The sequence below is a fragment of the Mycobacterium ostraviense genome, from assembly GCF_002705925.1.
Lineage (GTDB): Bacteria > Actinomycetota > Actinomycetes > Mycobacteriales > Mycobacteriaceae > Mycobacterium > Mycobacterium ostraviense.
Window position 1 is genome coordinate 770,495 of the sequence record NZ_NKRE01000001.1, and the last position, 18,531, is coordinate 789,025.

15 protein-coding genes and 1 pseudogene are annotated in these 18,531 nt (G+C 67.0%); 9 read left to right on the top strand and 7 right to left on the bottom strand.

The features are described from left to right. Positions 1-45: 45 nt before the first annotated feature. The 4 genes from CDN38_RS03430 to hemE are packed head-to-tail and all read right to left on the bottom strand — an operon-like array spanning position 46 to position 3,980. Positions 46-795, bottom strand: a complete 750-nt coding sequence (locus tag CDN38_RS03430; protein WP_075511238.1) for a class I SAM-dependent methyltransferase — start codon at positions 793-795, stop codon at positions 46-48. Continuing rightward, positions 792-1,499, bottom strand: a complete 708-nt coding sequence (hemQ, locus tag CDN38_RS03435) for a hydrogen peroxide-dependent heme synthase (protein ID WP_075511237.1) — start codon at positions 1,497-1,499, stop codon at positions 792-794. Before hemQ ends, CDN38_RS03430 begins: the two co-directional genes overlap by 4 nt. A 43-nt stretch (positions 1,500-1,542) precedes the next feature. Continuing rightward, entirely contained in the window at positions 1,543-2,892 is a 1,350-nt protein-coding gene (locus tag CDN38_RS03440; protein WP_075511236.1) for a protoporphyrinogen oxidase, read from the bottom strand. After that, a complete protein-coding gene (gene hemE / locus CDN38_RS03445) occupies positions 2,889-3,980 on the bottom strand; it encodes a uroporphyrinogen decarboxylase (protein WP_075511235.1) in 1,092 nt (363 codons plus the stop codon). The genes CDN38_RS03440 and hemE overlap by 4 nt, the downstream gene beginning before the upstream one ends. Before the next feature lie 122 nt (positions 3,981-4,102). Between hemE and CDN38_RS03450 the strand changes: the two genes are divergently transcribed. From CDN38_RS03450 to CDN38_RS03475, 6 genes and pseudogenes are all read left to right on the top strand, one after another. Then, a complete protein-coding gene (locus CDN38_RS03450; protein ID WP_075511234.1) occupies positions 4,103-4,582 on the top strand; it encodes a hypothetical protein in 480 nt (159 codons plus the stop codon). 5 nt (positions 4,583-4,587) lie between these two features. Next, entirely contained in the window at positions 4,588-5,331 is a 744-nt protein-coding gene (locus CDN38_RS03455; RefSeq protein ID WP_099318774.1) for a gluconate 2-dehydrogenase subunit 3 family protein, read from the top strand. Beyond that, positions 5,324-7,018, top strand: a complete 1,695-nt coding sequence (locus CDN38_RS03460; RefSeq protein WP_075511232.1) for a GMC family oxidoreductase — start codon at positions 5,324-5,326, stop codon at positions 7,016-7,018. Before CDN38_RS03455 ends, CDN38_RS03460 begins: the two co-directional genes overlap by 8 nt. 9 nt (positions 7,019-7,027) lie before the next feature. Next, positions 7,028-7,849, top strand: a complete 822-nt coding sequence (locus CDN38_RS03465; protein WP_075511231.1) for an enoyl-CoA hydratase/isomerase family protein — start codon at positions 7,028-7,030, stop codon at positions 7,847-7,849. A 57-nt stretch (positions 7,850-7,906) separates the two neighbouring features. Continuing rightward, a pseudogene (locus tag CDN38_RS03470) lies at positions 7,907-8,541 on the top strand (DUF3000 domain-containing protein). A 1-nt stretch (position 8,542) separates the two neighbouring features. Beyond that, positions 8,543-9,844 carry an HRDC domain-containing protein gene (locus CDN38_RS03475; protein ID WP_075511229.1) on the top strand — a complete coding sequence of 434 codons (1,302 nt, stop codon included), beginning with the start codon at positions 8,543-8,545 and terminating at the stop codon, positions 9,842-9,844. On the opposite strand, the gene dxs is transcribed toward CDN38_RS03475, so the two are convergent. After that, complete coding sequence (gene dxs / locus CDN38_RS03480; RefSeq protein WP_075511228.1) at positions 9,841-11,805, bottom strand: 1-deoxy-D-xylulose-5-phosphate synthase; 1,965 nt, start codon at positions 11,803-11,805, stop codon at positions 9,841-9,843. The genes CDN38_RS03475 and dxs overlap by 4 nt on opposite strands. A 207-nt stretch (positions 11,806-12,012) precedes the next feature. Between dxs and CDN38_RS03485 the strand changes: the two genes are divergently transcribed. The 3 genes from CDN38_RS03485 (at position 12,013) to CDN38_RS03495 (ending at position 15,162) form a co-directional block, all read left to right on the top strand. Next, complete coding sequence (locus CDN38_RS03485) at positions 12,013-12,456, top strand: CBS domain-containing protein (protein WP_075511227.1); 444 nt, start codon at positions 12,013-12,015, stop codon at positions 12,454-12,456. A gap of 55 nt (positions 12,457-12,511) precedes the next feature. Continuing rightward, the gene (locus CDN38_RS03490) at positions 12,512-13,801 is read left to right on the top strand and encodes an ArsB/NhaD family transporter (RefSeq protein ID WP_075511226.1); all 1,290 of its coding nucleotides are present in this window, start codon (positions 12,512-12,514) and stop codon (positions 13,799-13,801) included. 74 nt (positions 13,802-13,875) lie between these two features. Continuing rightward, positions 13,876-15,162 carry an ArsB/NhaD family transporter gene (locus CDN38_RS03495; RefSeq protein ID WP_075511225.1) on the top strand — a complete coding sequence of 429 codons (1,287 nt, stop codon included), beginning with the start codon at positions 13,876-13,878 and terminating at the stop codon, positions 15,160-15,162. Positions 15,163-15,274: 112 nt separating this feature from the next. Here the strand turns inward: CDN38_RS03495 and CDN38_RS03500 are convergent, their stop codons facing one another. Both CDN38_RS03500 and CDN38_RS03505 read right to left on the bottom strand, forming a co-directional pair. Beyond that, the gene (locus tag CDN38_RS03500; protein WP_408632993.1) at positions 15,275-16,465 is read right to left on the bottom strand and encodes a class I SAM-dependent RNA methyltransferase; all 1,191 of its coding nucleotides are present in this window, start codon (positions 16,463-16,465) and stop codon (positions 15,275-15,277) included. After that, positions 16,462-18,459 (bottom strand): APC family permease, encoded by a 1,998-nt coding sequence (locus tag CDN38_RS03505; protein ID WP_099318775.1) that lies wholly within the window; start codon positions 18,457-18,459, stop codon positions 16,462-16,464. The genes CDN38_RS03500 and CDN38_RS03505 overlap by 4 nt, the downstream gene beginning before the upstream one ends. Between the last annotated feature and the right edge of the window lie 72 nt (positions 18,460-18,531).

An 18,531-nucleotide genomic window follows, 5' to 3' on the forward strand; every position in this document is an offset into this window, starting at 1 on the left:
GCTGCAGAATTTCAGTTTCGGCGGATCTGCCGTCAGCGGCATGCCCTAGTCCACCCGAGTGGCGTGCACTTCCCAGAACGGAGCGTGTACCCGGCCGCCAACGAGCCATGGTTCCATCGCCCGGAACCGTTCCAGCATGGGCCGCACCTCATCGACCATGTCGGGATTTCGCGCGGCCATCATTTCGATCGATTCGACGCTCAGATTGATCTGATAGGTCGTCGGCCCCAGGTAGGTGATCTCCCAGCCACCGACCGGTAGCACGTCACGAAAGTCGTTCTCCGACAACGACCGCGGCATGCTGAAGCCGTTGACGTCATGCTCACCGAACTCGTACATGTACAGCCGCGCACCCGGTTTGGTCGCCCGGTGCAGCGCCTGCACGTAGGACTGCCGTAGCTCCGGGGCGGTGCTAAAGGTGTGATAGAACGCGCAGTCGACGACGGTGTCGAACCGGCCGTCCAGCCCTTCCAACGTGGTGGCGTCGGCCACCCGGAAATCCACCGACACGCCGGCCTTGCGCGCGTTATCCCGGGCACGCTCGATGGCGGCCACCGACCCGTCGATCCCGGTCGCCGAGAGACCCTTGGCGGCGTAGTAGATGGCATGGTGGCCCGGCCCGGTACCCGGGTCGAGCACCTCCCCCTTGATCGCGCCCAGGGCGACGAGCTGCTGGACCACCGGCTGCGGGCCGCCGATGTCCCACGGGGTGGCCGCCGGAAGGCCGTGCGCGACGCGGTCGTCGCGATACATCTCCTCGAAGCGGGTGGGGTCAGCAGGGTCCGGTGCGGTCATGGCAGCGACCCCACCAGCTGCTCCACCGGCACCCGAGGCCCGCTGAAAAACGGTGTCTCGGCGCGGGTGTGCCGCCGGGCGTCGGTGGCCCGCAGCTCCCGCATCAGGTCGACGATGCGGTGCAACTCGGGGGCCTCGAACGCCAGGATCCATTCGTAGTCGCCCAGCGCGAACGCCGGCACCGTGTTGGCCCGCACGTCCTTGTATTCGCGGGCGGCCATGCCGTGCTCGGCGAGCATGCGGCGACGCTCCTCGTCGGGCAGCAAATACCACTCGTAGGACCGCACAAAGGGATACACGCAGATGTAGGCGCCCGGCTCCTCGCCGGCCAGAAATGCCGGAATGTGACTCTTGTTGAACTCCGCCGGCCGGTGCAGCGCCACGCTGCTCCACACCGGAGTGCAGACCCGCCCCAGGGCGGTGGTGCGCCGGAAGTCGGCGTAGGTGGCCTGCAGCGCTTCCACCCGCTCGGCGTGGGTCCAGATCATGAAATCGGCGTCGGCCCGCAGACCGGCGACGTCGTAGAGGCCACGCACCACGACGCCGCGTTCCTCCTGCTGCTTGAAGAACATTGCAGCGTCATCCGCCACGGCGTCGCGTTGCTCACCGAGTTCGCCGGGACGCACCGCGAACACCGAGAACATCAGGTAGCGGATGGTCGCATTCAAGGCTGCAAAGTCTAGTTTCGCGTCGAGGCGGGCCATGGCACCTATCGTGCCACTTGTGCGGCCCGGCCTGCTCGGAGTTTCACAAGGCCTCGAGGAGGCCGGTGACCGCCCGGCCCGCGGCCGCCACGCAGGCCGGCACCCCGATCCCGTCGAGGTAGCTGCCTGCAACGGCCAATCCCGAAGGCAGGCCGGCACGCACCTCAGCGACCAGATCCGCATGACCCGGCCCGTACTGCGGCATCGCCTCGATCCAGCGCTGCACGCGACATTCGATCGGGTGCACGGTCACGCCGAACACCGTGGCCAGGTCGTCGCGCGCCCAGGCCAGGAGTTCCTCGTCGGACGCGCGGTCGGCCAAGTCGTCACCGAAGCGGCCGAACGACAGCCGCAGTAGCTGCGTGTTCCCTCGCGGGCCCCACTTGCGTGACGACAAGGTGATCGCCTTGGCCCGCAACCGCTCGCCGCTGGCCACCAGCACACCGGAACACTGCGGAAACGGGGTGTCGAGCGGCACCGCGAGCGCCACCACCGCTGACGAGGCGCTCGTGATCCGGCGGGCGGCCGCGGCGCTACGCGGCGCGATTTCGTCGACCAATAGCACCAGGCGCGGGGCCGGGATGGCCAGGATCACCGCATCGGCATGCCAACGAGCACCGGTGTCGTCGTGCAACTCCCAGCCATGACCGCTTCGGCCGATCTCCACCACCGCGGCGCGCACTCTCCGCGCCCGGCTACGGGCGACCAGCTCGTCGACCAGCACCCGGTAGCCACCGTCGAGCGCACCGAACACCGGTCCATCGCCGGCGGGCGGCAACGCCTGCCGAACCGCGTCGGTCACGCTGGCGGCGCCACGATCGAGCGCTGCCGCCAGGTTGGGGGCCGCGGCGCGCAGCCCGATCGTCGCCGCCGAGCCCGCATACACCCCGCACAGCAACGGGTCCACCGATCGGGCCACCGTCTGCTCGCCGAACCGGTCGGCCACCAACTCGGCCACCGCGGGATCGCTACCCGGGCGCCAGCAGAACGGCCGAGCGGGCTCGTCCTCGATGCGCGCCATCGTGGCCTCGTCGACGAGGCCCGCCAGCGACAACGCCGACGACGGGATTCCCACCACCGTGCCCGACGGCAACGCATGCAGCTGCTGGCCGCTGTAGATCAGCGGCCGGGCACCGGTGGTGGTCCGTTGCCGGCCGGCCAGGCCGAGCTCGGCCAGCAGCGCCGGCACTTCGGGCCGGCGCAGCACGAACGCTTCGGCGCCCAGATCCATGGGTTGCCCGCCGACCAGCTCGGTGCGCAGTATCCCGCCGAGCCGGTCAGCGGGGTCGAACAACGTGATCATCGCGTCGTCACCGCCGGCGGCCCGCAACCGATAGGCCGCCGTCAAACCTGAAATACCGCCGCCCACAACACAATACGAGCGCCGATTCATAGCGAGTGGACCAGCGAAACCAGTTCGGTCAGTACCCCCGGATCGGTCTGCGGCAGCACTCCGTGGCCAAGATTGAAGACATGCCCGGCGGCGCCCGCGTCGACGGCACGGCGTCCGTCGTCGACGACGGCGCGGGCGGCGCGTTCCACCACCGGCCAGCCCGCCAGCAGCACCACCGGATCGAGGTTGCCCTGCAGCGCGGTACCCGGCTGCACCCTGGCGGCCGCATCGGCCAGCGCGGTCCGCCAGTCAACGCCGACGACGGTCGCCGTTGCCGGTTTGAGGGCCTCCGACATGGCGCCCAGCAGCTCGGCGGTGCCGACCCCGAAATGCGTCATCGGCACGCCGTGTTCAGCCAGCGTGCCGAACACCCGTGCACTGTGCGGCAACACGTATTGGCGGTAGTCGGCCAGCGACAACATTCCCGCCCACGAGTCGAACACCTGAATGGCGTCCACGCCGGAGTCGATCTGTCCGCGCAGAAACGCGATGGTGAGGTCGGTCAGCTTGCTCATCAGCGCATGCCAGCTGGCCGGCTCGGCCAGCATCATCGCCTTGGTGCGGACGTAATGGCGGCTGGGTCCGCCCTCGATCAGGTAGGAGGCCAGCGTGAACGGCGCACCGGCGAAACCGATCAGCGCGACGTCGCCCAGCGCCGCCACCAACAGCTGAACGGTCTCCATTACCGGCTGAATCGCTTGTGAGTCAAGGGGTTTGATGCGGTCGATATCGGCGGCGGTGCGCACCGGGTGAGTGATCACCGGTCCGACGTCGGCGACGATATCCAGCTCCACACCGGCCGCCCGCAACGGCACCACGATGTCGGAGAACAGGATCGCCGCGTCCACACCATAGCGCCGCACCGGCTGCAGAGTGATCTCGCAGGCCACGTCCGGCTCCAGACAGGCGTCCAGCATGCTGTGGCGTTGGCGCAGCGCCCGGTACTCGGGCAGCGACCGGCCGGCCTGCCGCATGAACCACACCGGCACTCGGCTGGGTTTGCGGCCGGCCACCGCCGCCAGATAGGGCGAGTGCGGAAGCTCGCGTCGGGTACGCGCAGGAGTATTCACTGGCCCCAATGCTGCCATGACGGGCCCGCAACCAGGTGTGCCCTCCGGGTTGTCTGGGTACTGCCCAATACGGCGGTCGCTGCATTGCGCGGACATTCGCCCCTCGAAGACCCATAGACGGCAGGCAAGGAGACGGGTTCATGTTGCTGACTCGAAATTCGGCACCCAGCGGGCATTTGGTCGAGGAGGCGGAGTATTTCGTCGACCGGGTGTTGCACAACGTCGCCCACGGTCGCTTCGAGCGGTCGCTGTCGGGCTTGACGGCGTTCGCGGCGCTGGTGACCACCGCGGAGGTGTACTTCGAGCACTATCGCGCCAGCTTCGGCAACAAATGGATGTGGAGCCCGATCGTCGTCACCCCGCCGGTGGTGGTCGCCGGGGTGGGCGGAGTGTTCTCCAAGCGCTGGGCCAAGCGGTGGCTGCCGGCGACCGCGGCGATATACGCGGCGAACGGCCTGCTGGGCGAATACTTCCACGCGCGCGGTGTCGCGCGCCGCCCCGGCGGTTGGCGGCTGTACAACTACAACGTGCCGATGGGTCCGCCCATCGCCGCGCCCGGCCTGATGAGCATCGTCGGGGCGATGGGTCTGCTAGCCGCGGTCCTGCGGCGGGAGAAGTAGCTGCCGTGCCTGACATCTCAACCGGGCACCACCTGCCAAAACTGCGACCGGACGGCAAGCCGCTGCATCCGTCCTGGCTACCGCGTCAGCGCCGCGGCGCCACCCCACAGATGATCGGCCGCTATCCCGACTACGACGTGCTGTCGACGGCCGACACCTGGGACGAGGCCACCCGAAAGGTGGTGCTGGCCCGGCTGGACGAGCCGGGGCCGTTGCGATTCTTCGACGAGTCGCAGGAGCCGACGCTGCGCGCGTTCTGCGACACCGTGTTGGCTCAGGACGCCGAGCCACGGATCCCGGTGGCCGAGTTCGTCGATGCCAAGCTCGCCGATGGCCGGCTGGACGGCTATCAATACGCCGATATGCCCGACGACCGCGACACCTGGCGGCTGGTGCTCTCGGGTCTCGACGAGACAGCCCGCGAGACCGCCTCCGGGGTGGAGTCGTTCGCGGCGGCCGATCTCGCGACCCGCGAATCCGTCGTGCAGCGGTTCGCCGACGGCGAGCTGTCCGGCGGCAGTTGGGAGAAGTTGAACGTCTCCCGGGCCTGGTCGGTGGCGATGCGGATGACGTTGAGCGGCTTCTACAGTCATCCGTGGGCGTGGAACGAGATCGGCTTCGGCGGCCCGGCCTATCCTCGCGGGTTCATGCGGCTGGGCGGTGTGGGCAGCCGTGAGCCGTTCGAGGCCCCGGGAGCCACCTCCGAAGATCCGGTCAGAACCGTCGAACAGGAACACATCGATGGGTGATTTCTGGCGCGGGCTGCTCAAGGGCTCGCTCGGGCCGCGCGACAACGATTCGCGGTTCCTGCTCGACGTGCACTCCCGTGACCTCCCCGGCGAGTCCACCATGCGCCGCTACTCCGACGACGAGGAGGTCGACCTGGTGGTCGTCGGCGCCGGCGCGGGCGGTTCGGTGCTGGCCCAGCGACTGGCGCGGGCCGGCTGGCGCATCGTCATCCTGGAGGCCGGCCCGTTCTGGCACCCGGACGAGGACTGGGTGTCCGACGAAGCCGGCTCCCACCCGCTGTATTGGACGCAGAAGCGGATCATCGGCGGATCGGATCCGGTCGAGCTGGGCAAGAACAACTCCGGGCGCGGCGTGGGCGGGTCGATGGTGCACTACGCCGGCTACACGCCGCGCTTCCATCCCAGCGACTTCGAGACCTATAGCCGCGACCGGGTCGGCGCCGACTGGCCGATCAGCTACGCCGACCTGCGCCCGCACTACGAGCGCCTCGAGCTCGAGCTGCCGGTGGCCGGTCAGGACTGGCCGTGGGGCGATCCGCATCGCTATCCGCATGCGCCGCACCCGGTGTCGGGGGCCGCGATGAAGCTGTGGGAAGGCGCGATGCGACTTGGCATCGAGATGCGGGTCGGCCCGGTCGGCATCGTCAACGGCACCTTCGGCAACCGGCCGCACTGCATCTACCGCGGCTATTGCCTGCAGGGCTGCAAGGTCAACGCCAAGGCCAGCCCGTACGTCACCCACCTGCCCGACGCGCTGGCGCACGGTGTCGAGATCCGGGCGAGCTGCATGGCCAGCCGGATCGAGCTCGACGAGAACGGAAATGCAAGCGGGGTAACGTATTTCGACGAGGTTCGGGGTCGTGAGCGGTGTCAGCGGGCCAAGGTGGTCGCGGTGGCCTGCTATTCGATCGAAACTCCGCGGTTGTTGCTCAACTCCGCCAGTCCGCGGTTCCCCAACGGCTTGTGCAACAACCACGACCAGGTGGGCCGCTACGTGATGGTGCAGGGCGCCTCGCAGACCGCGGGCCGGTGGCCGGAGGAACTGCGGATGTACAAGGCGCCGCCGCCGGAGGTGTCCTCGGAGCAGTTCTACGAAACTGATCCCGACCGCGGTTTCGCCCGGGGGTTTTCCATCCAGACCGTCTCGCCGCTGCCGATCGGCTGGGCCGAGCATGTGCTCGCCGACGGGCATTGGGGTGCGGCGCTGCGCGAATACATGCGTGACTACAACCACTGGTCCACCATCGGTGTACTCAACGAGCTGCTGCCACACGAGGACAACCGCGTCACCCTCGCCGACGAGACCGATCAATACGGGCTGCCCGTGGCCCGGTTCGACTACCACCTGTCGGACAACGACAAGGCCAACATGGGGTACTCCACCCAGGTGATCTCCAACATCCTGCACGCCGCCGGCGCGCAGGACGTGCTGACCATCCAGCGCTTCGCCCACCTCATCGGCGGTGCCCGGATGGGCAGCGACCCGCAGACCAGCGTCGTCAACTCCGACCAGCGAACCTGGGCAGTGCCCAACCTGTTCATCGCCGACGGCTCGGTGTGCCCCACCCAGGGCAGCGCCAACCCGGCGCTGACCATCATGGCGCTCGCATCGCGGCTGGCCGAGCGGATCGTGCGCGGTGACGTGCGGGCAGGCGCCCTGGTCGGCAGCCGATCAGCCCGTGCGTAACATCCTGGTATGCCAGTGCGCCACCCGCCAGTCGACTACGACGAGTTCCCAAGTCTACGAATAGAACACAACGAAAACGGCGTGCTGAACCTGATTCTGGACTCCCCCGGCCTGAATTCGGTCGGGCCGCAGATGCACCGCGACCTGGCCGACATCTGGCCGGTGATCGACCGCGATCCGGCCGTGCGGGTGGTGCTGGTGCGCGGTGAAGGCAAAGCGTTTTCCTCCGGCGGCAGTTTCGACCTGATCGACCAGACCATGGGCGACTTCGAAGACCGGGTCCGCATCATGCGCGAGGCCCGAGATCTGGTGTTCAACCTGGTCAACCTGGACAAGCCGGTGGTCTCGGCGATCCGCGGCCCGGCCGTCGGCGCGGGTCTGGTGGTGGCCCTGCTGGCCGACATCTCGGTGGCGGGCCGGACCGCGAAGATCATCGACGGCCACACCAAGCTCGGGGTGGCCGCCGGCGACCACGCCGCGATCTGCTGGCCACTGCTGGTGGGCATGGCCAAGGCCAAGTACTACCTGCTGACCTGTGAGCCGCTGTCCGGCGAGGAAGCCGAGCGCATCGGCCTGGTCTCGACGTGCGTCGACGACGACGACGTGCTCGCCACCGCGACGCGCCTTGCCGAGAATCTGGCGCAGGGCGCCCAACACGCGATTCGCTGGACCAAACACAGCCTCAATCACTGGTACCGCATGTTCGGGCCCGCCTTCGAAACGTCGCTGGGCCTGGAATTCCTCGGGTTCAGCGGCCCTGACGTGCGCGAAGGATTGGCCGCGAACCGCGAGAAGCGTCCGGCGCGATTTGGCGCCGGTACCGGCGGCTGAGCATGATTCGGCGCGCCTGTCTGCGGGTGTCGGACGTTAGGTCTACCGTCGGATTTTGTGACCCGCGCCGACGACATTGCGGAGCGCAGCGACAAGCTGGAGCTGCGCTCGTGACCGCAGCCGAGCCGGCCCCGTTCCGCGAAGCGGTCGCTGCCATGAATGCTGTCACCGTGCGCCCGGAGATCGAGCTCGGTCCCATCCGTCCGCCGCAGCGGCTGGCGCCCTACAGCTACGCGCTGGGCGCCGAGGTCAAACATCCCGATCTCGACATCGTCCCCGAGCGGTCCGAGGGTGACGCGTTTGGCCGGCTCATCCTGCTCTACGACCCGGAGGGCTCCGACGCCTGGGACGGCACCATTCGCCTGGTCGCCTACATCCAGGCCGACCTGGACTCACAGGAAGCCATCGATCCGTTGCTGCCCGAGGTGGCGTGGAGTTGGCTGGTAGAGGCGCTGGAGTCGCGCACCGAGCACATGACCGCCCTCGGCGGCACCGTCACCGCCACCACATCGGTGCGATACGGCGATATCTCCGGACCGCCGCGCGCCCATCAGCTCGAGCTGCGGGCGTCGTGGACGGCGACCACGCCCGAGGTGGGCAGCCACGTCGAGGCGTTCTGCGATGTTCTCGAGCATGCCGCGGGCCTCCCCCCAACCGGGGTCATCGACCTGAGCTCGCGGTCACGCGCCTGACATGTGCCCCGACCCGTCTCCCGCGGAGACCGAACCGTCGGGCAGCACCGCATCCCGGCCGACGCCGCTGCTGCGTCCGGCACACGGGATGCCGGAGCTCTCGGTGACCGTCGGCCAGATCGAGGCCGCCGCGGAACTCTTGGACCGCGGCCACGGGCCCTTTGCGGTGGACGCCGAGCGGGCGTCGGGTTTTCGCTACTCCAACCGGGCCTATCTGATCCAGATCCGGCGGGCCGGCGCCGGCACCGTGCTGATCGACCCGGTCAGCCACGGCGGCGACGCGTCGACCGTGCTGGCGCCGGTCGCCGAGGTGCTCAGGCAGGACGAGTGGATTCTGCACTCGGCCGATCAGGACCTGCCGTGTCTGGCCGAGGTCGGCATGCGGCCCTTGACGCTCTATGACACCGAACTGGCCGGACGCCTGGCCGGGTTCGATCGGGTGAACTTGGCGACCATGGTCGAGCGGCTGCTGGGGATGGGGCTGGCCAAGGGCCACGGTGCGGCCGACTGGTCCAAGCGCCCGCTGCCGCCGGGCTGGCTGAACTACGCCGCCCTGGACGTCGAGCTGCTCATCGAACTACGCGCGGCGATCTCGCAGGTGCTGACCGAACAAGGCAAAACCGATTGGGCCGCAGAGGAATTCGAGCATCTGCGGACATACGAATCGCGGACGGCGCCGGCGACGGCGCGGCCGGACCGCTGGCGCCGCACCTCCGGTATCCACAAGGTGCGCGACCGTCGGGGGTTGGCCGCGGTTCGCGAGCTGTGGCTGGCACGCGACCGGATTGCCCAGTTGCGCGACATCGCGCCGCGCCGGATCCTGCCGGACTCGGCCATCATCGACGCGGCCGTCGCCGACCCGAGATCGGTCGAGGACCTCGTCGCTTTGCCGGTGTTCGGCGGACGCAACCAGCGTCGCAATGCCGCGATCTGGCTGGCGGCGCTGGAAGCGGCCCGGGAAAACCAGCATCCACCGGAGGTGACCGAGTCGGCCAATGGGCCACCGCTGCCGGCGCGGTGGAGCAGGCGGAAACCCGACGCCGCCGCACGGTTGGAGGCGGTGCGGGCGGCGCTGGCAGAACTGTCGCAGCGGGTGCGGGTGCCGACGGAAAACCTGGTCTCACCCGAGTTGGTGCGACGGCTGTGCTGGGAATGGGCCGGTCCCCGGGAGGGCGCCGCGGACGCGATCGACGAGTTCCTCCGGGCCGGCCACGCGCGGGCGTGGCAGCGCCAACTGGTGGTGCCGGTGCTGGCCGCGGCGATAACCCGGGCCGATGCCGAATTTGCGAGCGACAGCTCTTAGTCGAGGTGCTCGCTGATCTCGGACGCCGGCCCGAGGGCGCCGGAACCGGTGGGGCCAAACCGGCCCGATTCGTCGCCCGCGTCGGATGTACCCAGCGCGGCGACCCAACCGGTGATACGGAGGGCCACGTCCTGGTCGGTCAACCCCAGATCGGCCAGCACCTCACCCCGTGAGGCGTGATCGAAGAACTCCTGCGGCAGCCCGACGTCACGGCACGGCACGTCGATCTCCGCGCGCCGCAACGCGGCCGACACCGCGGAGCCGATGCCGCCGTTGACCCCGTTGTCCTCCAACGTGACCAGCAGCTTGTGCTGCACGGCCAGCTCGCGAACACCGTCGGATACCGGCAGCACCCAACGCGGGTCGATCACCGTCACCCCGATGCCCTGAGTGTGTAGCCGCTTGGCCACCGCCAACGCCATCGAGGCCAGCGGGCCTACCGCCACGAGCAGCACATCGTGGTTCAGGCCGTCGGCCGGTACCGCGAGCACGTCGACACCCGCCCGCCGCTCGAGAGCCGAAATGTCTTCGCCCACATCGCCTTTCGGGAACCTCAAGGCCGTCGGGCCGTCACTGATGTCGAGCGCCTCACCGAGTTCCTCGCGCAGCCGGGTGGCGTCGCGGGGTGCGGCCACCCGGATGCCGGGCACGATGTTGAGCATCGACAAGTCCCACATGCCGTTGTGACTGGGGCCGTCCGAGCCGGTGATGCCGGCGCGGTCCAGCACCATGGTGACCGGCAGCTTGTGCAGCGCCACGTCCATCATGATCTGGTCGAAAGCGCGGTTCAGGAACGTCGAATAGATCGCTACGACGGGGTGCATCCCGCCCATCGCCAGTCCGGCGGCCGAGGTGATCGCGTGTTGCTCGGCGATGCCGACGTCGAACAACCGGTCCGGGAAGCGCTGCCCGAATGCCGTCAGTCCGGTCGGTCCGGGCATGGCCGCGGTAATGGCAATGATGTCGCGGCGCCGCCGGCCGTAGTTGATCAGCGCGTCGGAAAAGGTCGCCGTCCAGCCCGGACCGGCCGCCTTGGTGGCTTGTCCGGTGACCGGGTTGATCGGGACCGTGGAGTGCATCTGCTCGGCCTCGTCGGCTTCGGCCGGGGCATAACCCATGCCCTTGCGGGTGACCACATGCACGATCACCGGGCGGCCGAACCCGCGGGCCTTGCGCAACGCGACCTCCACCGCCCGTTCGTCGTGCCCGTCGACGGGGCCTACGTACTTCAGCCCGAGGTCGGTGAACATCAGCTGCGGCGACAGGGAGTCCTTGATGCCGACTTTGACGCTGTGCAGGAAGTGGTAGCAGACCTCACCGACCAGCGGCACCGCCCGCACCACGTCGCGGCCCTTCTCCAGCATTTGCTCGTAGGCCGGCAACGTCCGCAGCGTGGCAAGATGATCGGCGACGCCGCCGATGGTCGGGGCGTAGCTGCGGCCGTTGTCGTTGACGACGATGATCACCGGCCGGTGCGACCCGGCGATATTGTTCAGAGCCTCCCAGCACATACCGCCGGTGAGCGCGCCGTCGCCCACCACCGCGACCACGTGCCGATTGCGGTGCCCGGTCAACTCGAACGCCTTGGCCAGGCCGTCGGCATACGACAATGCTGCGCTGGCATGGCTGGACTCCACCCAGTCGTGTTCGCTTTCGGCGCGGCACGGATACCCCGACAGCCCGCCCTTCTTGCGCAGGCTTTCGAAATCCTGGGCGCGTCCGGTCAGCATTTTGTGGACGTAGGCCTGGTGACCCGTGTCGAAAATGATCGGGTCGTGCGGCGAATCGAACACCCGATGCAGCGCCAGCGTCAGTTCCACGACCCCCAGGTTCGGCCCGAGGTGTCCCCCGGTCGCGGCAACCTTGTGGATCAGGAACTCGCGGATTTCCTGGGCCAGCTCCCGTAGCTGGGCCTGGGATAGGTGCTGCAGATCGGCGGGCCCACGGATCTGTTGCAGCATTTCGCCAGTGTACGCAGCAAGGGCCCATTTAGCCCTCGCGCGCGCTCTCCGCCGAACCCGCGCCACAGTATGGGCTGAGCACTTGGTAGCGTCGGTGACCGGTGAGCCGGGAAGCCTGGTCGGCGTGGAGTGGTACCTACGACGCGAAGGAACACCATGACCACAGCTAGGCTGACCGCGACCCCGACTCCGACGTATCGTCGGCATATGCGCGCCGAGGACATCGCTGAAGATTTTCCGGTAGTCGACGTCAATTCGAGCGCGCTGGATGCTGCCCGCATGCTCGCAGAGCATCGCCTGCCCGGGCTCTTGGTCACCAAGCCCTCAGGAAAACCGTACGCAGTGCTGCCGGCCTCCCAAGTCGTGCGCTTCATCGTGCCCCGCTACGTCCAGGACGATCCTTCGCTGGCCGGCGTGCTCAACGAATCGATGGCTGACCGCTGTGCGGAAAAGTTGAGCGGCAAGACAGTCCGCGACGTGTTGCCGGACCACCTGGTCGACGTTCCTCCGGTCAATGCCGACGACACCATCATCGAAGTGGCCGCGATCATGGCTCGGCTGCGCAGCCCGCTCCTCCCGGTGGTCAAAGACGGCAGTCTGCTCGGGGTGATCACGGCATCGCGCCTCCTGGCAGCGGCGCTGAAGCGTTGATCTCGAAGGTCTCGGCGATAATCGGTGTCCCGGCACCAACACAGGTGACCACCCGATGAGTGTCATCGCGGTCTGCGTATTTGTGGTCGCCTATGCGCTGATCGCCAGCGAACGCATCAACAAGACGCTGGTAGCGCTGGCCGGTGCGGCGATCGTAGTTGCCCTACCCGTCATCAATTCCGAAGACGTCTTCTATTCTCACGAGACCGGAATCGATTGGGACGTCATCTTTTTGCTGCTGGGCATGATGATCATCGTCAGCGTGCTGCGGCAGACCGGGGTGTTCGAATACGTCGCGATCTGGGCGGCCAAACGGGCTGGCGGCTCGCCCGTGCGCATCATGATCTTGTTAGTGCTGGTCACCGCGATCGCATCAGCGATGCTGGACAACGTCACCACGGTCTTGCTCATCGCCCCGGTGACCCTGCTGGTGTGCGACCGGTTGGCGATCAACGCGAACCCGTTCTTGATGGCCGAAGCTTTCGCATCGAACATCGGCGGCACCGCGACATTGGTCGGCGACCCCCCCAACATCGTCATCGCCAGCAAGGGCGGGCTTTCGTTCAACGACTTCCTGATCAATCTGGCCCCGATCGTGATAATCGTGCTAGCGGCGTTCATCCTAATCGTGCCGCGCCTGTTTCCCGGCGCATTTACCGCCGATCCCACGCGGATCGGCGACGTCATGTCGTTGGAAGAAAAGGAAGCCATTCGCGATCACAGGCTGCTGATCAAGTGTGGTGTCGTCCTCGTGGCGGTGTTCACGGCCTTCGTCGCAAATTCGGCACTGCATATGAAACCATCCATGGTGGCGCTGGTGGGCGCTGGCATCCTGGTGGTGATCTCCGGGCTGGAGCGGTCCGATTATCTATCCAGCGTCGAATGGGAAACACTGCTTTTCTTTGCCGGGCTGTTCATCATGATCGGTGCCCTGGTAAAAACCGGTGTCGTCTATCAGCTGGCGCGGGCGGCGACCAACTTGACCGCCGGAAACGAGTTGTCCACCGTATTCCTGATTCTCGGCATCTCGGCGCCCGTGTCCGGCATCATCGACAACATCCCCTACGTCGCGACGATGACGCCCATTGTCGCCGAGCTGGCTGCGGTCATGCCCGGTCACATCAACCCCGACACGTTATGGTGGGCACTTGCCCTGGGTGCCGACTTCGGGGGCAACCTCACCGCAGTGGGAGCCAGCGCCAACGTCGTCATGCTCGGAATCGCCCGGCGCGCAGGCACTCCTATCTCATTTTGGGAATTCACCCGCAAAGGCATTGTGGTTACCGCGGTCTCGGTCGCGTTGGCGGCGATCTACCTGTGGGTCCGCTACTTCGTGTTGGGCTAACCGTTGCATACGCCGGGTATTGCTAGGGCTGACGCCGCCATCGGCGGCGCGCATAAGGATTGGTGGGACATCCCGTGAACATCATCGCAGTCACGGTGTTCGTCATCACCTATGCGCTCATCGCCAGTGACCGGGTGAGCAAGACCCGGGCAGCACTGTCGGGGGCGGCGATCATGCTCGCACTCGGGGTCGTCCGCTCACATGACGCCTTCTACTCGCCCGAGACCGGAATCGACTGGGACGTCGTCTTTCTACTGCTGGGCATGATGATCATCGTCAGCGTCCTACGACAGACCGGTGTTTTCGAATACGTCGCGATCTGGGCCGTCAAACGCGCGAATGGCTCCCCGCTGCGCATCATGATTCTGCTGGTGCTGGTGATGGCTTTCGGGTCGGCCTTGCTCGACAACGTCACCACAGTGTTGTTGATTGCTCCGGTCACGCTGCTGGTGTGTGACCGGCTGGCAATCGACGCGTCGCCGTTTCTGATCGCCGAAGTCTTCGCGTCCAACATCGGCGGCGCGGCGACGTTGGTCGGCGACCCGCCCAACATCATCATCGCTAGCCGGGCGGGGCTGTCGTTCAACGACTTCCTGGTGCACATGGCGCCGGTAGTTATCGTGGTGATGATCGTCTTCGTCGCTCTGCTCCCCCGCCTGTTTCGTCCCGTTACGGTCAAGCCCGACCGGGTCGCCGACGTAATGTCGCTCAACGAGCGCGAGGCGATCCGCGACCGCAAGCTGCTCATCAAGTGCGGCGTCGTCCTGCTAGCGGTGTTCACCGCTTTCGTCGCCCACCCGCTGCTGCATATCCAGCCGTCGGTCGTGGCGTTGCTGGGCGCCGGCGTCCTCATCGTGATTTCGGGCCTGGACAGTTCGGACTACCTATCCAGCGTCGAGTGGGAAACTCTGATGTTCTTCGCCGGCTTGTTCATCATGGTCGGCGCGTTGGTGAAGACCGGCATCGTCGAGAAGCTGGCGCGCGGGGCGATCGAATTAACCGGCGGTAATGAACTACTCACGGTGATGCTGATCATCGGCGTGTCAGCGCCGGTGTCCGGCATCATCGACAACATTCCGTATGTCGCCACGATGACGCCGATCGTCACTGAACTTGTCACGGTGATGCCCGGTCAGGTCGATTCCAACGTGCTGTGGTGGGCGCTGGCACTGGGCGCCGACTTCGGCGGCAATCTTACCGCCGTCGGGGCCAGCGCCAACGTCGTCATGCTCGGAATCGCCCGGCGCGCAGGCACTCCCATTTCCTTCTGGGAATTCACCCGCAAAGGCATTCTGGTCACCACGATCTCGCTGGCGGTGGCAGCGATCTACTTGTGGGTGCGTTACTTCCTGCTGGGATAGCCGCGGGCCAGTGAGCGCCAGCCGCGACTGTACTGATGGCGTCGAGACTGCGCCCACAGCGTGCCGAGAGCCCTGGTGCGCACGCTCACCGCAGTCTCGGCGCGGCATCGGCCTAGCAGGTCAACAGCGCAACGCATTCCACGTGATGGGTCAGCGGGAACGCGTCGAACACCCTGATCTTCTCGACCGAGTAGTCATGACTGCGGTACAGGCCGATATCGCGTGCGAAAGATGCTGCCTCACAACCGATATGCACCACCCGCGGCACCCGCGCGGCGGCCAGTAGGTTGATCACGTCGCGTCCGGCCCCGGTACGCGGCGGATCCAGCACCGCGACGTCGGCGCCGGCCGGTTGCCTTTCCAGCGCCCGCCGCACCGAATCGCTGACGACGGCTACCTGCGGTAGATCGGCCAGCGCGGCATGGGCGGTCCTCGACGCCGCACGCGCGCTGTCGACGGTCCATACCCGTCCCGACTCCCCCACCGCCTCACCCAGCACCGCGGCGAAAACACCGGCACCGCCGTAGAGATCCCACGCCGTCATGCCGGGAGCGGCCTGCGCCCAGTCCGCGACCAGGCCGCTGTACACCGCCGCCGCATCGCGATGCGCCTGCCAAAAGGCCGTCACCGGCACCCGCCAGATACGCCCGCCGACCCGCTGCACCGCGCGAGACTCACCCTCGACCGCGCTGGTGGCGACCCGCCGGCCATGGCGCACCGTGAGCATCACGTGACGCTGGCCGTCGTCGTCGAGCACCACGTTCACCTGCCCGCCCGGCGGCCAGGGGCGACCCGAATTCAGGCCGTCCAGCATCCCGGCGGGCACCTGCCCGCAATGTAGATCGGTCACCACCGCGCTGCTGTGGTAGCGGTGAAAGCCGACGCGACAGTAGGGTCCCACCTCGAGTCGCACCCGGCTGCGCCAACCGGTGGGACCGGCATCCGAAAGCGGTTCGACCGCCCCGAACCAGTTGTATCCGCCGAGCCGTTTCAGTTGATCGGCCACCACGTGCGCCTTGAGCGCCCGCGCCGCTTCCGGGGCGACAAAAGCCAGATCACAACAGCCGGCGCCAGTCACCCCGGCAATCGGGCACAACGACTCGATCCGGTCCGGAGACGGATCGAGCACTTCGATAACCTCCGCGTGCCAATAGGATTGACGCTCGGCGGTGACCCTTACCCGCACCCGCTCCCCGGGTAAGGCACAGCGGACGAAGACCACCCGGCCTTCGTGGCGCGCCACACAGCTACCGCCGTTTGCCGGCGCACCGGTGACCAACGTCAGTTCGGGTGCCAGGGTCAATCGAAGATGCCTCGCCGCGCATCGCCGGGAGCCACATGAGGCTGTAGCGTCTTCACCCGCTCCGACGAAGTCAGTTGCCAGGGAACCGATGTCACCATCACCCCCGGCATGAACAGCAACCTGCCCTTGAGCCGCAGCGCACTCTGGTTGTGCAACAGCTGCTCCCACCAGCGGCCCACCACGTACTCCGGGATGAACACCGTCACCACGGTCCGCGGGGATTCCTTGCTGACCCGTTTGACGTAATCCAGAACCGGACGGGTCACCTCACGGTAGGGCGAAGCGATGACCTTCAGCGGCACGCTGATATCGCTTTCCTCCCACTTGTGCACCAGGTCACGGGTTTCGGCGTCATCGACGCTGACCGTGACGGCCTCGAGCACGTCGGGACGGGTCGCCCGCGCGTAGGCCAGCGCACGCAGTGTCGGCAGATGCAACTTCGACACCAGTACCACGGCATGATTGCGGCTGGGCAACACGATTTCGTTGTCCTGCGCTGCGGCCTGTTCCGCCAGTTCCCGGTTGACCGCGTCATAGTGGCGGCGGATCAGCTTCATGAGCATGAACAGGGCGCCCATGGCGACAATCGCAATCCAGGCGCCCACAAGGAATTTCGTGACCAGGACGATCAGCAGGACCGTGCCGGTAGACACTAATCCGACCGAGTTGACCACCCGCGAGCGGATCATCTTGCGGCGGCCCACGGGATCGGTCTCGGTGCGAAGCAACCGAGTCCAATGCCGGACCATCCCGATCTGGCTCAGCGTGAACGAAATGAACACCCCGACGATGTAGAGCTGGATCAACGCGGTGAGTTCGGCGCGGAAGGCCATCACCGCCGCGATGGCAGCAGCCGCGAGGAACAAGATCCCGTTGGAGAACGCCAGCCGGTCACCGCGGGTGTGCAGCTGGCGTGGCAGGTAGCTGTGCTGCGCCAGCACCGAGCCGAGCACCGGGAAGCCGTTGAACGCGGTGTTGGCCGCCAGCACCAAGATCAGCGCGGTGACCGCGGCGATCAACAAGAACCCCACGTGGAAGCCGCCGAACACGGTCTGCGCCAATTGAGCGACCAACGTTTTTTGCTGATAGCCCGGCGGGGCGCCGGTCAGCTGCGTCTCCGGATCGTCGACGACCTGGACCCCGGTTTCGACGGCGAGCAGGACCATGGCCATCAGCAAGGTCACCGCGATGGTGCCCAGCATGAGCAGGGTCGTGGCGGCGTTGCGGGACTTGGGCTTCTGAAAAGCCGGGACCCCGTTGCTGATCGCCTCCACACCCGTCAGTGCCGCGCAGCCCGACGAGAACGAGCGGGCCACCAGGAATGCCAGTGCGGCACCGACGACCTTGCCGTGCTCGGCGTGCATCACGAATCCGGCGGACTCGGCGCGCAGCGGGTTGCCCAGCACGTAGATGCGGAACAGCCCCCAACAGAGCATCGCGCCGACTCCGATGATGAACGCATAGGTCGGAACGGCGAATGCCAGCCCGGATTCGCGGACCCCCCGCAGGTTCATCGCCGTCACCAGCACGATGGCGCTCACCGCGAAGAACACCTTGTGCTCATATACGAAGGGGATCGCCGAACCGATGTTCGACATCGCCGATGCGATCGAAACCGCAACCGTGAGAACATAATCGACCATCAGGGCGCTGGCGACCACGAGACCGGCGGTGGGGCCCAGGTTGGTGCTGACGACTTCGTAGTCGCCGCCCCCGGACGGATAGGCGTGCACGTTCTGCCGGTAGCTCGACACCACCACGAGTAGCACCGCGGCCACCGCCAGCGCGATCCACGGCGCCATGGAATACGCGGCGAGACCGGCCACCGACAGCATCAGAAAGATCTCTTCGGGGGCGTAGGCCACCGACGACATCGCATCCGAGGCGAATACCGGCAACGCGATCCGCTTCGGCAGTAGCGTGTGGCTCAGCCGGTCGCTGCGAAACGGCCTGCCGATCAGCAGCCGGCGCGCGGCGGTGGAAAGTTTGGACACGAGAGCCAAGGGTAAGCCCCGACGGCTTTGACGGTAGCGTTCCCTGGGCGAGAATTTTCCGCACCGGAATCA